The following is a 14464-nucleotide window of genomic DNA, read 5'->3' on the forward strand; positions in this document are numbered from 1 at the left end:
CCGCCATGTCGAAAAAAATGACGTTTCTCCTGGCGCTGATCGTCGCCGCGGGCCTGCCGCTGGTGCTGCGCTCGGGTTCGCTCGCGAGCGAGGTGCTGATCTACGCGCTGGCCGCGCTGGGCTGCAACCTGCTGCTGGGCTACACCGGGTTGCTGTCGTTCGGCCAAGGCATCTTCTTCGGCCTGGGCAGCTACACCATCGCCATCCTGCTCACGCGGCTTGCGTTGCCGATGCCGCTGGCACTGCCCGCGGCCATTGCGATGGGCGCGCTGGGCGCGGCGGTGGTCGGCTGGGTCGCCATTCGTCAGCGCGGCACCTACTTCGTGATGCTCACGCTGGCCTTCGCGCAGATGTTCTATTTCGTGGCCTACACGGCCTCGGGCCTGACGGGCGGCGACAACGGCCTGCTCGACGTGCCGCGCCCCGCCTTCATGGACACCCCCTGGAAGTACTACGCCTTCGTGGCCGTGATGTTCCTCATCGCGTTCGGCCTGCTGCTGCGCGTGACCGATTCGGTGTTCGGTCGCACGCTGCTGGCCATCCGCGACAACGAGGACCGCGCCGCTGCCGCGGGCTACAACCTGCGGCGCTTCAAGCTGCTGGCGTTCGTGATCTCGGGCGCTGTCACCGGCCTGGCGGGCGGCCTGCACGCGATGATGACCGGCATCGCACCGCTGTCGAACGCCGAGTACCACACGAGCGAGATGATCCTGGTCATCACCGTGATCGGCGGCACCGGCAACCTCTTCGCCTCGGTGCTCGGGTCGGCCTTCTACGTGCTGCTGGCCGACTGGCTCTCGACGCTCTGGCCGCGCTGGCTGTTGCTGCTGGGGCTGCTGCTGATCGCGGTGAGCATTGGCATGCAGCGCGGGCTCTGGGGCCTGGGCGAAGGCGCCTGGCGGCGCGTGTTCCGCAAGGCACCGCCTGCGGCCCGGTTGCCCGACGCACAAGGGGAAAAAGCATGAGCGAGGTGCTCATCGAAGCGATCGGCGTCACCAAGCACTACGGCAAGTTCGCCGCGCTCGGCGGCGTCGACCTGAAGATCAGGGCGAACACCGTGCACTCGGTGATCGGGCCCAATGGCGCGGGCAAGACCACGCTGTTCCACATGCTGACGGGCACCGGTACCACCACGGGCGGGCGCATCCTGTTCGATGGCCACGACGTGACGCGCGAGCCCGACCACCGGCGCGTGCAGCGCGGCATGGCGCGCTCGTTCCAGGTCACGAGCCTGTTCGCGAGCCTCGCGGTGCGCGAGAACCTTCGCGTGGCCGCGCAGGGCGTGGCGCCGCGCCAGGCCATGAACTGCTGGCGCGCGCCGGTCGGCGAGCGTGCCTGCACGCAGACGGTGGACGAGGTGCTGCAGCGCGTCGGCCTCGAGCGCATGGCCGACACGCCGGCCGGCGCACTGTCGCACGGCCAGCAGCGCCGCCTCGAGGTGGGCATGGCGCTGGCCGCCCGACCCAAGGCGATCTTTCTCGACGAACCGACCTCGGGCATGGGCATCGACGACCTCGACGACATGAAGCAGCTGATCCGCGGGCTGCGCGACGCGCACACCGTGGTGCTGATCGAGCACAACATGAACATCGTGATGGACATCTCCGACACCGTGACGGTGATGCAACTGGGCCGCGTGCTCGCCGAAGGACTGCCGGGCGACATCCGCGCCGATGCGCGCGTGCGCAGCGCCTACCTGGGCAACATGATCACCGGAGGAAAAGCATGAGCGCCGTTTCTTGCTCCCTCTCCCCCTGGGGAGAGGGCAGGGGTGAGGGCAACGGCCTTCGCACATGCACTGCCCCTGCCGTCGCCGCTGGCCCTCACCCCAGCCCTCTCCCCAAGGGGAGAGGGGGCAGCAGCCAGGCCATGGCCGATTCTCGGGGAACGGAGGCGACCCGATGAGCGCGAACATCCTCGAAGTCGAGTCCCTGCACGCCCACTACGGCAAGAGCCATGTGCTGCAGGGCGTGTCGCTCACGGTCGGCGAGGCTGAGCTGGTCACGCTGCTGGGCCGCAACGGCGCGGGCAAATCGACCACGCTCAAGAGCATTGCGGGCGCCGTCACGCCGAGCGGCGGGCGCGTGCGCTTCCAGGGTGCGGACGTCGCGGGCCAGCCGGCGCACCGGATCGCGCAGCGCGGCGTGTGCCTGGTGCCCGAGCACCGCGGCATCTTCAAGCTGCTGACGGTGGAAGAGAACCTCATGCTCGGCCAGCGGCGCGACTCGCGCTGGCAGTTGGGCGACGTGTACCGCATCTTCCCGCGGCTGAAGGAGCGGCGGCGCAACGGCGGCGGCCAGCTCTCGGGCGGCGAGCAGCAGATGCTCGCGATCGGCCGTGCGCTGATGAACCACCCGCGTTTGTTGATCCTCGATGAGCCCGTCGAAGGCCTCGCGCCGGTCATCGTCGAAGAGATCGTCGCCCAGCTCAAGACCATCAAGGCGGCTGGCGTGGCGATCCTGCTGGTCGAGCAGAACCTCGAGGTCTGCGTGCAGCTGGCCGACCGCCACTACATCCTGGAGCAGGGCGTGGTCGTGCACGAGGCCGGCAATGCGGCCTTCATGGCCGACCACAAGGTGAAGGACCGCTACCTGGGCGTGGGCCTTGCTTGAGGTTCCGCACTTCCATTCTTCGAACACCATGACACCCCACACCGAAATCCGCATCGACGGCGAGCGCCTCTGGCAGTCGCTGATGGAACTGGCCCAATTGGGCGCCACCGCAAAGGGCGGCGTCTGCCGCATCGCGCTGACCGACCTTGACCGCCAGGGCCGCGACCTCTTCGTGCGCTGGGCGCGCGAGGCCGGCTGCGAAGTGCGCGTCGACCGCATCGGCAACATCTTCGCGCGCCGCGCGGGCCGCGACGACGCGCTGCCGCCCGTGGTGACCGGCAGCCACATCGACACCCAGCCGACGGGCGGCAAGTTCGACGGCAACTACGGCGTGCTGGCCGGGCTCGAGGTGGTCCGCAGCCTCAACGACGCGGGCATCGTCACCGAAGCGCCGCTCGAGATTGCCGTGTGGACCAACGAGGAGGGCTCGCGCTTCGTGCCCGTGATGATGGGCTCGGGCGTGTTCGCCGGCGCCTTCACGCTCGAGCATGCGCTGGCCCAGCGCGACAACGACGGCATCAGCGTGGCCGAAGCGCTCGCGGCCATCGGCTATGCGGGCGATGCACCGGCCTCGGCCGCCGCGTCGCCTGTGGGCGCGTACTTCGAGGCGCACATCGAGCAGGGCCCGGTGCTCGAGGCCAACGAGCGCGTGATCGGCGTGGTCGAGGGTGCGCTCGGCCAGCGCTGGTACGACGTGGTGCTGCAGGGCATGGAGGCGCATGCGGGCCCCACGCCGATGGAACTGCGCCGCGACGCGCTGCTCGCGGCCGCCGAACTCGTGGTCGAAGTGAACCGCATCGCGCTCGCCCATGCGCCGCACGCGCGCGGCACGGTCGGCTGGATCGACAACTACCCCAACTCGCGCAACGTGATCCCCGGCCGCGTGAAGCTCAGCGTCGACCTGCGCGCGGCCGACGACGCGGTGCTGTCGGCCCTGGACGCCGCATTCAAGGACGCGGTGCAGCGCATCGCCGCCAAGGGCCGGGTCGAGGCCACGGTCGAACAGGTCGTCTATTTCCCGCCGCAGCCCTTCACGCCCGCGCTGGTGTCGGCGATCCGCGAGGCGGCCGAAGTGCAGGGCCTGAGCGCGATGAACGTGATCAGCGGTGCGGGCCATGATGCGGTGTACCTCGCGCGCGTGTGCCCCGCCGCCATGATCTTCGTGCCCTGCCGCGACGGCATCAGCCACAACGAGATCGAGGACGCCGAAGCCGCGCACCTCGAGGCCGGCTGCAACGTGCTGCTCCAGGCGATGCTGCAGAGCGCGGGAGTGGCCGCATCATGAAAGTGCTGATCGCGCGCCTCAACCACGAGACCAACACCTTCTCGCCGGTGCCCACGCCGCTTTCGGCCTTCGGGCCCGAGGGCCCCACGTTCGGCGCCCAGGCTTATCGCGACAACAAGGGCATGCGAACCGCGATGTCGGCCTTCATCGACCTGGCCGAGCAGGCGGGCGCCGAGGTTGTCACGCCGGTGTCGGCCTCGGCCAACCCGAGCGGGCCGGTCGATGCCGAGGCCTACACCACGCTCACGCAGAGCATCGTCGATGCGGCGCCGGGCTGCGACGCCATCCTGCTCGACCTGCACGGCGCGATGGTGGCCGAGAACAGCGCCGACGGCGAGGGCGACCTGCTGCTGCGCCTGCGCGCCGCGGCCCCGGGCGTGCCGATCGGCGTCGCGCTCGACCTGCATGCCAACGTGACGCCGGCAATGGTCGGCAACGCCGAGGTGATCGTCGGCTTCAAGACCTATCCGCACGTCGACATGTACGAGACCGGCGCCCACGCGGGCCGCCTGCTGTTCGACCTGCTCGCGGGGCGCAGCCGGCCCGCGATGCGCTGGCACGGGCTGCCGCTGATGGCGCACACGCTGCGCAGCGCCTCGTTCGTGGGCGCGATGCAGCGCGCGATCGAGGCCGCGCGCGCTGCCGAGGGCGCGGGCGAATCGCTCGCGGTGTCGATCTTCGCGGGCTTCTCGCTGTCGGACATCGAGGCGCCCTGCATGAGCGTGGTGGCGGTCGACGCGCAGTCGCCCGAGCGCGCGCAGGCCACCGCCGACCGCATCGCCGCGCAGATGTGGGCCGAGCGCGAGGCGTTCGTCTACCGCAGCGAGCCGCTGGCCGAATCGGTCGCGCGCGCGAAACGGCTCGCCGACGGCGCGACGCGCCCGGTGCTGCTGCTCGACCACGGCGACAACTGCATGTCGGGCGGCAGCTGCGACACGATGGACGTGCTGCAGGAAGCGCTGGCGCAGGGGCTGGCCGGCATCGGCGTGGGCCCGCTCTGCGACCCCGAAGCCGTGGCCGCGCTGGTCGCGGCGGGCGAGGGCGCCACGGCCACGGTGGCGCTCGGCAACAAGGTTTCGCTCGCGGGCATCGGCCGGTCGGCGCCGCCCGTGGTGCTGACCGGCGTGGTGCGCACCGTCTGCAATGGCGAGTACGTGATCACCGGTCCCACCTACACCGGGCAGCGCAGCAGCATGGGCCGCACCGTGCTGTTCGACACCGGCGCCGCGCGCATCGTCGTGACCGAGCGCACGCAGGAGCCGTGGGACCTCGGCGTCTTCGAATGCACGGGGCTCGATCCGCGTACCGAGCGCTTTCTGCTGCTCAAGTCGCGCATGTACTGCCGGCCCGTGTTCGAGCCGATCGCCGCCGGGCTGGTCGAGTGCGACAGCCGGGGCGTGACGAGCTCGGACTACGGGCTGTTCCCGTTCTCGAAGGTGCGCAGGCCCGTATTTCCGCTCGACGCGGTCTGAGGCCAGCGAGCGTGCCTACTTGGTGGCGAAGTTGTAGCCGAAATAGTGGGTTCGGTCTCGCATGTCTTTGACGCTTTCGGCGTTGAGGACGAGCCTCGAGGAATTCAGCATCACCGGATTCGACTGCTTGCTCACCCATCTGTCGGCACTCCCCAACGTGGTCAGCACACTGGACGCCCCTTTGGTGTAGTAGTGCGCCGGGATGACAATCTTGGGCTGGATGATCTTTACGATCTTCAGGATCTGCTCTTCACTCAGGATGTGGTGCGACTCGTCGATCGGCAGTATCAGCACGTCGACCCCCTTCAATGCCTCCATCACATGAGGGGCCGGCTCCGGCCGGTTGTCTCCCCAATGTGCGATGCGCAGTCCACCGGTGCTGATCACCTGAATGACGTTGTCCATGTGCATGGCATTCGACGAGGCGCAAAAATCCTGCCCGAACTCGGCGCCCACGTCGGTCCACTTGTACCAGCCCGGTGCACGGCACTGGTGCTTGTCCGCGAGGCCCGTCACCGATACGTCGCCGATGCTGAGCGTGCCTGCAAGACGCTCCAGTGTCGCGGCGGCATGGACGCGATGCACCGCGTCGTGATCGAAGTGCGCGTGCGTGGACAGCACCATGTCCGCCGGCACCTCGGGAAATTCCTTCGGGAACCATGCACCCCAGGCGCCGGACGGATCGTTTCGCCACGGATCGATGACGATCGTCGTGCCTTTCGGCGAGGTGATCCTGAATGCCATGTGGCCGAAGAAGTCCAGGGTCACGTCACCGGCCGCCGTCGCTGAACCACCCTCTCGCTGCGCCTTGATGACGTTGTTGTTGTTCTCCAGAAACTCCCAGGAACGGGATTGTGCGGACGCATTGCTGCCGTACGCGAAAGCCAACCATGTGAAAGAGATCGCAAGCGATTTGGAGAAGCTGAACATCGGAACATCCTTGGCAGTTGTAGAGGGCCATGGGGATCTTCGAGTGCGGGCCGAGGCAGCGGTAGGTCCACGATGGATCGGCGCGTAGAGCCAGGTGGAGAGAGGCGCACCCGCGAGGGGCCTGTCCAAATTCGATCGCCGGAGGCCGCCTTATGCAATCCTTTACATAGGTAACTCGAGCTGCCCCCCGATACTGCGGCGCCTTCCCACGCCTCCCATGAAGCCCGCTGCATGAACACCTTCGCGCAAAGTGCCGTCGCGGCCTGGCACCTGCTCGCCGACGGCGACCCGATGCTGCTGACCATCGTCGGGCGCTCGCTCGCGGTCAGCGCCAGTGCCTGCGTGCTGGCCTGTGGCTTCGGGCTGCTGTTCGGCGCCTGGCTCGGCGTGGCGCGGTTCCGCGGGCGGGCCGCGCTGCTGACGCTGCTGAACACGCTGCTGGCGCTGCCTTCGGTGGTGGTCGGGCTGGTGATCTACCTGCTGCTGTCGCGCTCGGGCCCGCTCGGCTTCCTGGGCTGGCTGTTCTCGTTCCAGGCCATGGTGCTGGCGCAGACGGTGCTGGTGCTGCCGGTGGTGACGGCGCTCACGCGGCAGACCATCGAGGACACCGACCGCGCGCACGGCGAGCAGCTGCGCTCGCTCGGCGCGCGGCCGCTGGTGCGGGCGCTGCTGCTGGCATGGGATGAACGCTACGCGCTGCTCACGGTGCTGATCGCGGCCTTCGGGCGCGCGGTCTCGGAGGTGGGCGCGGTGATGATCGTGGGCGGCAACATCGACGGCTTCACGCGCGTGATGACCACCGCCATCGCGCTCGAGACCAGCAAGGGCGACCTGCCGCTGGCGCTCGCGCTCGGGCTGGTGCTGTTGGGCGTGGTACTGGTGCTCAACCTCGCGATCGCGGCGCTGCGCGGCTGGCGCGAGCGGATCGACGGCGGCGCAGGCCCGGGCGCCGCGGCGCCGGCCTGGCGTGCGGAGGCGCGCTCGTGATCGCGGATGCGGCCGTGTTCTCACTGAAGGGCGTCGACGTGCGCCTGGGGCGGGTCGTGGCGCTGCAGGGCGCCACGCTGCGCATCCATGCGGGCGAGCGGGTGGCGCTGATCGGCGCCAACGGCAGCGGCAAGACCACGCTGCTGCGCCTGCTTCATGGGCTGGTGCCGCACGTGGCGGGCAGCCTGGCGGGCGCGGTGCCGCGCCGCCAGCAGGCGATGCTGTTCCAGCGGCCGCACATGCTGCGCGCCTCGGTCGCCACCAACGTGGCGCTGGCGCTCTGGCTGCGCGGCATGCGCTGGCGCGAGGCGCGCCGTGCAGCCCTGCCGGCACTCGCGCGCGTGGGCCTCGAAGACCTCGCGGAGCGCAATGCGCGCGCGCTGTCGGGCGGGCAGCAGCAGCGCGTCGCGCTGGCGCGCGCCTGGGCGCTGCATCCGGCGGTGCTGCTGCTCGACGAGCCCACGGCCAGCCTCGACCCGACCGCCAAGCGCGAGGTCGAGTCGCTCATCGCCGAGGCCGCGAGCGGCCGCACGCTGGTGTTCGCGAGCCACAACCTGGGGCAGGTCAAGCGGCTCGCCACGCGCGTGGTCTACCTCGAGCACGGCCGCATCCTGGCCGACCTGCCGGTGCACGATTTCTTTCATGGGCCGCTGCCGGAAGAGGCCCGCCTGTTCGTCAAAGGAGAGTTGGCATGAACCTGTCTTTCAAGCACCTTGCGGCCGCGCTGGCCATGTTCGCGGCGGCTGCGGCCGCCGCACACGCCGAGACCATCACCATGGCCTCGACCACGTCCACCGAGCAGTCGGGCCTGTTCTCGCACCTGCTGCCGGCCTTCATGAAGGCCAGCAACATCGACGTCAAGGTGGTGGCGGTGGGCACCGGTCAGGCCATCGACATGGCGCGGCGCGGCGATGCCGACGTGCTGTTCGTGCACGACGCCGCGGCCGAGGAGAAGTTCGTGGCCGAAGGCTTCAGCGTCAGGCGCTATCCGGTGATGTACAACGACTTCGTGCTCGTGGGCCCGAAGGCCGACCCGGCGGGCGCAAAGGGCAAGGACATCGCCACCTCGCTGAAGAAGATCGCCGCGGCGAATGCGCCTTTCGTCTCGCGCGGCGACAAGAGCGGCACCGACGCGGCCGAGCGCCGCCTCTGGACGCAGGCCGGCGTGGCCGAAGCGGGCCAGCCGGTGCCGAACGAGCGCAAGGGCAGCGGCTACAAGGAGTGCGGCTGCGGCATGGGCCCGGCGCTGAACATCGCGGCCTCCTCGGGCGGCTATGTGCTCGCGGACCGCGGCACCTGGCTCAGCTTCAAGAACCGCGCCGACCTGGCGGTGCTGGTCGAGGGCGACAAGCGCCTGTTCAATCAGTACGGCGTGATGGTCGTGAGCCCGGCGAAGTTTCCATCGCTCAACAGCCGGGGCGCGCAGAAGTTCGTCGACTGGGTGATCTCGCCGGCCGGGCAGGACACGATCGCGGGCTACAAGATCGGCGGGGAGCAGCTCTTCTTCCCGAACGCCTCGGCCAACTGAGCGGCGCCGGCGCGCCATGACCTCCGAGGTCATCGACGCCAAACGCGCGCGGCGCGACCATCCTTTCACCCCGCGACGTTGCGGGCATCGACCTCGAAAGGACACGCACCATGAACACCGCCGCCCACGACGCCACCGCCATCGCCCAGCGCTACATCGATGTCTGGAACGAAACCGACGTCGCACGCCGGGCTGAACTCATCGCTTCGGGCTGGACCGCCGATGCACGCTATGTCGATCCCATGGCGCAGGCCAGCGGCCGCGAGCAGATCGGCGCACTGGTCGGTGCGGTGCAGCATCGCTTTCCGGGCTTCCGCTTCAAGCTGCTCGGCGAAGCGCAGTCCCACGGCGATAACCTGCGCTTTTCGTGGACCCTGGGACCGAGCGAGGCCGAGGACATGATCCAGGGCACCGACTTTGCACAGCTCGAGGCGGGCAAGCTGCACGCCGTGACCGGGTTTCTCGACAAGGTTCCCGCGAGCGCCTGAGCCTCAGCGCGAAGCCGAGCGCCCGCGCCACAGCTTGCGGTAGACCGTGGCACGGCTGATGCCGAGCGCACGTGCAGCCTCGGCCACGTTGCCCCGGGCGTCGGCCACGGCCTTGCGGATCAGCGCGGTCTCCACATCGCGCAGCCGGGGCCGCGATTCGGCAACGGGCTCCGGCGGGTGCTTGCCGCCGCCGCGCTGCGGCCGCACCTGCACGCGCAGCCCCGACCAGAGCGGGGCTTCGAGCACCGCGTCGCCGCGCCGTGCGGCATCGAGCAGCATCTGCAGCGGCAGCGCGAACAGGTCGCTGCAGTGCAGCGGCGCCTGGGGGCTGCGACCGAGCGGCTCGTGCAGCATCTGCCGCGCGGCGGCATTGGCGCCGATCACGCCGCCCTCGGCATCGACGCACAGCAGGCCTTCGGTCGCCTCGCTGGGCGGACAGCCGGGCCACGACAGGTGCAGGCGCATCTCGCAGGGCTGATTCAGCACCAGCAGGTTCTCGATGCTGCGCGCCGACAGCATGGCCAGGTGGCGCAGCTCGGGCCGTTCGGCCACCTGCACGCCGGTCAGGTCGAGCATGCCGATGCAGTCGCCCTGCGGGCCGAAGAGCGGGGCGCCGGCGCAGCTGTAGACGCTGGTGTCCTCGAAGAAGTGCTCGCCACGGTGCAGCCACACCGCCTCCTGCTCGGCCAGCGCGGTGCTGATGGCGCTGGTGCCGATGGCGCGCTCCGACAGGTCCACGCCGATGCGGCCGATGTTGCGCGCATAGCGGGCGCTGTCGTCGGCGCCGTCGGGCAGAGCGCCCACGTCGACCACGATGCCCTCGGCATTGGTCAGCACCGCGAAATAGCGTGTGTCGGCAATGGCGCGCGACAGCCGCTCGATCACCGGCCGCGCCGCCGCCATGAGCGCCCGGTTGCGCTCGGCCACGTCGCGGATGGCCGACTGGCCGACCGGATCGAAGCTCACGCGTTGCTGCGGCTGGCGCCCGGCCTCCATGCAGCGCTGCCAGGAGCGCGCGATCCAGGGCTCGATGCGTACCGGCGCGCGGGCCTGGCCGTGGATCAGGGCCCGGCGCGCCTCGGCAATGGCGAGCGAACGCTCGGTCAGGTGCGGGGCGATCGGAGCGGACATCGTTCTGGTTTACGCGGGGAGGGGCGTCGTGGGGAGCGCTTGCCGGCCGCAAGCTGTTTCATTTTGAGAATTTCGCGCCCGTGGCGCAAGCGCTGAGGGTTTTGCCTAGGATAGTGCACGTGGCCGGCATCCAAGATGCCTTTCGCTGAACCAGCCATCACCTTCAACGGAGACAGCCACATGCAGGTAGCTTTCACGGTCAACGGCCGTCAGGTCACGGTCGACGCACCCCCCAACACCTTTCTCGTGCACGCCATCCGCGAGCATCTCCACCTGACCGGCACCCACGTCGGCTGCGACACGGCCCAGTGCGGCGCCTGCACCATCCACCTCAACGGCCGCGCGGTCAAGTCGTGCAACATCCTCGTGGCGCAGGCGGCCGGTGCCGAGATCACCACCATCGAGGGCATCGCCGAGCCCGACGGCACCATGCACCCGATGCAGGCCGCCTTCAAGGAATGCCACGGCCTGCAGTGCGGCTTCTGCACCCCCGGCATGGTGATGAGCGCCATCGACCTGTGCACGCACCATCCCAAGTCGAGTGAATCGGAGATCCGCGAGCTGCTCGACGGCAACCTGTGCCGGTGCACCGGCTACCAGAACATCGTCAAGGCGGTGCAGATGGGCGGCGAGGCCATGGCCTCGGGCACCCCGGTCAAGACCACGGCTTCGGCCTGAAGGGAGCGACATCATGGGTGCTTCCGACTTCTCGAACCTACCCCACATCGGCGAGGCGCTGCGGCGCAAGGAAGACTATCGCTTCCTGACCGGCGCGGGCAACTACACCGACGACATCACGCTGGCCAACCAGAGCCACGCGGTCTTCGTGCGCTCGCCGCACGCCCATGCGGTCGTCAAGTCGGTCGACACGGCCGAGGCGCTGAAGATGCCCGGCGTGGTCGGCATCTTCAGCGGCAAGGACATCGAGGGCAAGATGGGCGGGCTGCCTTGCGGCTGGCTCATCAACAACCCCGACGGCACCCCGATGAAGGAGCCAATGCACCCGATCCTCGCGATCCACAAGGTGCGCTACGTGGGCGACCATGTGGCCATGGTGGTGGCCGAGACGGTGGAGCAGGCCAAGAATGCCGCCGAGGCCGTGGTGGTCGACTACGACGTACTGCCCGCGCTCGTGAGCGTGGCCGATGCCGCCAAGAAGGCCGGCGGCGTCACGCTGCACGACGAGGCGCCCGACAACCAGTGCTACAAGTGGGCGCTGGGCGACAAGACCGCGGTCGATGCGGTGTTCGCCAATGCGGCGCACGTCACGAAGCTCGACCTGGTCAACAACCGGCTGATTCCGAATCCGATCGAGCCGCGCGTGGCGATCGGCAGCTACAGCCGGGGCACCGACGACTACACGCTCTACGTGTCGAACCAGAATCCGCACGTCGAGCGCCTGCTGATGACGGCTTTCGTGCTGGGCCTGCCCGAGCACAAGGTGCGCGTGATCGCACCCGACGTGGGCGGCGGCTTCGGCTCGAAGATATTTCTCTATGCCGAGGACGTGTGCCTGACCTGGGCCGCCAAGCAGCTCAACCGCAACATCAAGTGGACGGCCGAGCGTTCGGAGTGCTTTCTGTCCGATGCGCATGGCCGCGACCATGTGAGCCACGCCGAGATGGCAATGGACAAGGACGGCAAGTTCCTGGCCATGCGCGTGCACACCGACGCCAACCTCGGCGCCTACCTGTCGACCTTCTCGACCGCGGTGCCGACCATCCTGTACGCCACGCTGCTCGCGGGCCAGTACACCACGCCGCAGATCTACGTCGAAGTCGATGCCTGGTTCACCAACACCGCGCCGGTCGACGCCTACCGCGGCGCGGGGCGGCCCGAGGCCACCTACCTGCTCGAGCGCCTGGTGTCGCGCTGCGCCTGGGAAATGAACCTCGGGCAGGACGAGATCCGCAAGCGCAACTTCGTCTCCAGCTTCCCGTACCAGACGCCCGTGGCGCTGCAGTACGACACCGGCGACTTCCATGCGTGCATGGACAAGGCCCGCGTGCTCGCCGACGTCGACGGCTACGCCGAGCGCAAGTCGGCGACCGAGGCCCAAGGCAAGCTGCGCGGCATCGGCTACTCGAGCTACATCGAGGCCTGCGGCCTCGCGCCGTCGAACATCGCGGGTGCGCTCGGCGCGCGCGCGGGCCTGTTCGAATGCGGCGAGATCCGCGTGCACCCGACCGGCAGCGTGACGGTATTCACCGGATCGCACAGCCACGGCCAGGGCCACGAGACCACGTTCGCGCAGGTCGTCGCGGCGCGGCTCGGCATTCCGGTAGAGAACGTCGACGTGGTGCATGGCGACACCGGCCGCGTGCCCTTCGGCATGGGCACCTACGGCTCGCGCTCCATTTCGGTGGGCGGCGCGGCCATCATGAAGGCGCTCGACAAGATCGAGACCAAGGCCAAGAAGATCGCGGCGCACCTGATGGAGGCGAGCGACGCCGACGTCGAGTTCGCCAATGGCGAGTTCACCGTCAAGGGCACCGACAAGAAGATCCCGTTCGGACAGGTCGCGCTCACGGCCTACGTGCCGCACAACTATCCGCTCGACAAGCTCGAGCCCGGCCTCAACGAAACCGCCTTCTACGACCCGACCAACTTCACCTTTCCGGGCGGCACCTACATCTGCGAGGTCGAGATCGACAAGCAGACCGGCGAAGTGAAGGTCGACCGCTTCACCGCGGTGGACGACTTCGGCACCATCATCAACCCGATGATCGTCGAGGGCCAGGTGCATGGCGGGCTGGTGCAGGGCATCGGCCAGGCGCTGCTCGAGAACTGCGTCTACGACAACGAGACGGGGCAATTGCTCACCGGCAGCTTCATGGACTACGCGATGCCGCGCGCGGGCGACTTCCCGCAGTTCAAGCTCGACACCGTCTGCACGCCCTGCACCCACAATCCGCTCGGCACCAAGGGCTGCGGCGAGGCCGGCGCGATCGGCTCGCCGCCGGCCGTGATCAATGCCGTGCTCGATGCGCTGGCGCCGCTCGGCGTGAAGGACTTCGACATGCCCGCTTCGCCGAACCGGGTCTGGGAAGCGATGCAGAAGGGCGGCAACCCGCAGGACGTGCAGGCGCCTTCGCTCGCCGCCAGCACCCAGGGCCGCCCCGCGCCCTGAACACCGCAAGAACCGACAAGAAAAGAAGCACGAAAAGAAGGAACCCCACCATGTACGCCTTCACACTCGAACAGCCGACCACCGTGGCCGATGCGGTCCGGCTCGCCGCGGCGGGCGCCAAGCCGCTCGCAGGCGGGCAGACCCTGCTGGCCTCCATGAAGCTGCGGCTCTCCGCGCCCGAGCAGCTCGTCGACCTCGGCGGCGTCCGCGAACTCACCGGCATCCGCAAGGACGGCGACACGATCACCATCGGTGCGATGTCGCGCCACATCGAGGTGGCGAACCATGCCGACGTCAAGGCCGCCTACCCGGCGCTGGCCGACCTGGCCGCGCGCATCGGCGACCGGCAGGTGCGCGCCATGGGCACCATCGGCGGTTCGGTGGCCAACAACGACCCGGCCGCCTGCTACCCGAGCGCGGTGCTCGGCTCCGGTGCGACCGTCGTCACGTCGAAGCGCGAGATTGCCGCCGACGATTTCTTCCTCGGGCTCTTCACCACGGCGCTCGAGGAGGACGAGCTGATCACCGCCATCCGCTTCCCGGTCCCGAAGCGCGCGGTATACGAAAAGCTGCGCCAGAAGGCCTCGCACTTTCCGCTCGTCGGCGTGTTCCTCGCGCAGTACGACGGCGGCGTGCGCGTGGCCGTCACCGGTGCCGGCAACGGTGTGTTCCGCCACGCGGGGCTCGAGGGTGCGCTGAACCAGAGCTTCACGCCCGCGGCGGCGGCCGCAGTGAAGATCGACGCGAGCGAACTCAACAGCGACCTGCACGCGTCGGCGGCCTACCGCGCGAACCTGATCAGCGTGCTGACCCAGAGGGCGGTGGCGCGGGCGCTGGGCTGACGAGACCTTCGGCTGCCTGTTCGAGACCCCTGCGTCCGGCAGCCTGCGCTACCCTTTGC

Annotated in this window: 14 protein-coding genes; 12 read left to right on the plus strand and 2 right to left on the minus strand. The window is 69.1% G+C overall.

The window, feature by feature from the left end; genetic code table 11:
* Positions 1–5: 5 nt before the first annotated feature.
* The 5 genes from AC3A6R_RS00435 (at position 6) to AC3A6R_RS00455 (ending at position 5369) form a co-directional block, all read left to right on the plus strand.
* Positions 6–965 carry a branched-chain amino acid ABC transporter permease gene (locus AC3A6R_RS00435; RefSeq protein WP_487863436.1) on the plus strand — a complete coding sequence of 320 codons (960 nt, stop codon included), beginning with the start codon at positions 6–8 and terminating at the stop codon, positions 963–965.
* A complete protein-coding gene (locus tag AC3A6R_RS00440; RefSeq protein WP_487859766.1) occupies positions 962–1729 on the plus strand; it encodes an ABC transporter ATP-binding protein in 768 nt (255 codons plus the stop codon). Before AC3A6R_RS00435 ends, AC3A6R_RS00440 begins: the two co-directional genes overlap by 4 nt.
* A 172-nt stretch (positions 1730–1901) precedes the next feature.
* Complete coding sequence (locus AC3A6R_RS00445) at positions 1902–2612, plus strand: ABC transporter ATP-binding protein (RefSeq protein WP_487863437.1); 711 nt, start codon at positions 1902–1904, stop codon at positions 2610–2612.
* A gap of 28 nt (positions 2613–2640) precedes the next feature.
* Positions 2641–3897: a Zn-dependent hydrolase gene (locus AC3A6R_RS00450; protein WP_487863438.1), complete on the plus strand. Its 1257-nt coding sequence runs from the start codon at positions 2641–2643 to the stop codon at positions 3895–3897.
* Positions 3894–5369 carry a M81 family metallopeptidase gene (locus AC3A6R_RS00455; protein ID WP_487863439.1) on the plus strand — a complete coding sequence of 492 codons (1476 nt, stop codon included), beginning with the start codon at positions 3894–3896 and terminating at the stop codon, positions 5367–5369. Before AC3A6R_RS00450 ends, AC3A6R_RS00455 begins: the two co-directional genes overlap by 4 nt.
* A 15-nt stretch (positions 5370–5384) precedes the next feature.
* On the opposite strand, the gene AC3A6R_RS00460 is transcribed toward AC3A6R_RS00455, so the two are convergent.
* Positions 5385–6299: an MBL fold metallo-hydrolase gene (locus tag AC3A6R_RS00460; protein WP_487863440.1), complete on the minus strand. Its 915-nt coding sequence runs from the start codon at positions 6297–6299 to the stop codon at positions 5385–5387.
* A gap of 231 nt (positions 6300–6530) precedes the next feature.
* Here AC3A6R_RS00460 and AC3A6R_RS00465 point away from each other — a divergent pair, with 231 nt between their 5' ends.
* From AC3A6R_RS00465 to AC3A6R_RS00480, 4 genes are all read left to right on the plus strand, one after another.
* On the plus strand, positions 6531–7286 hold the full coding sequence (locus tag AC3A6R_RS00465) for an ABC transporter permease (RefSeq protein ID WP_487863441.1): 756 nt from the start codon (positions 6531–6533) through the stop codon (positions 7284–7286).
* A 14-nt stretch (positions 7287–7300) separates the two neighbouring features.
* Positions 7301–7981, plus strand: a complete 681-nt coding sequence (locus AC3A6R_RS00470) for an ABC transporter ATP-binding protein (RefSeq protein WP_487863442.1) — start codon at positions 7301–7303, stop codon at positions 7979–7981.
* Entirely contained in the window at positions 7978–8814 is an 837-nt protein-coding gene (locus AC3A6R_RS00475) for an ABC transporter substrate-binding protein (protein ID WP_487863443.1), read from the plus strand. The genes AC3A6R_RS00470 and AC3A6R_RS00475 overlap by 4 nt, the downstream gene beginning before the upstream one ends.
* A 110-nt stretch (positions 8815–8924) precedes the next feature.
* Positions 8925–9302, plus strand: coding sequence for a nuclear transport factor 2 family protein (locus tag AC3A6R_RS00480; protein WP_487863444.1), 378 nt, complete (start codon positions 8925–8927; stop codon positions 9300–9302).
* Positions 9303–9305: 3 nt separating this feature from the next.
* Here the strand turns inward: AC3A6R_RS00480 and AC3A6R_RS00485 are convergent, their stop codons facing one another.
* Positions 9306–10433, minus strand: a complete 1128-nt coding sequence (locus AC3A6R_RS00485; protein WP_487863445.1) for a helix-turn-helix domain-containing protein — start codon at positions 10431–10433, stop codon at positions 9306–9308.
* 180 nt (positions 10434–10613) lie between these two features.
* Here AC3A6R_RS00485 and AC3A6R_RS00490 point away from each other — a divergent pair, with 180 nt between their 5' ends.
* The 3 genes from AC3A6R_RS00490 to AC3A6R_RS00500 are packed head-to-tail and all read left to right on the plus strand — an operon-like array spanning position 10614 to position 14405.
* Complete coding sequence (locus AC3A6R_RS00490; protein WP_487859775.1) at positions 10614–11111, plus strand: (2Fe-2S)-binding protein; 498 nt, start codon at positions 10614–10616, stop codon at positions 11109–11111.
* A 13-nt stretch (positions 11112–11124) separates the two neighbouring features.
* Positions 11125–13563: a xanthine dehydrogenase family protein molybdopterin-binding subunit gene (locus AC3A6R_RS00495; RefSeq protein WP_487863446.1), complete on the plus strand. Its 2439-nt coding sequence runs from the start codon at positions 11125–11127 to the stop codon at positions 13561–13563.
* A gap of 50 nt (positions 13564–13613) precedes the next feature.
* Positions 13614–14405: an FAD binding domain-containing protein gene (locus tag AC3A6R_RS00500; protein WP_487863447.1), complete on the plus strand. Its 792-nt coding sequence runs from the start codon at positions 13614–13616 to the stop codon at positions 14403–14405.
* The last annotated feature ends 59 nt before the right edge of the window (positions 14406–14464 follow it).

This window comes from Variovorax sp. Soil_C_19, assembly GCF_057657255.1.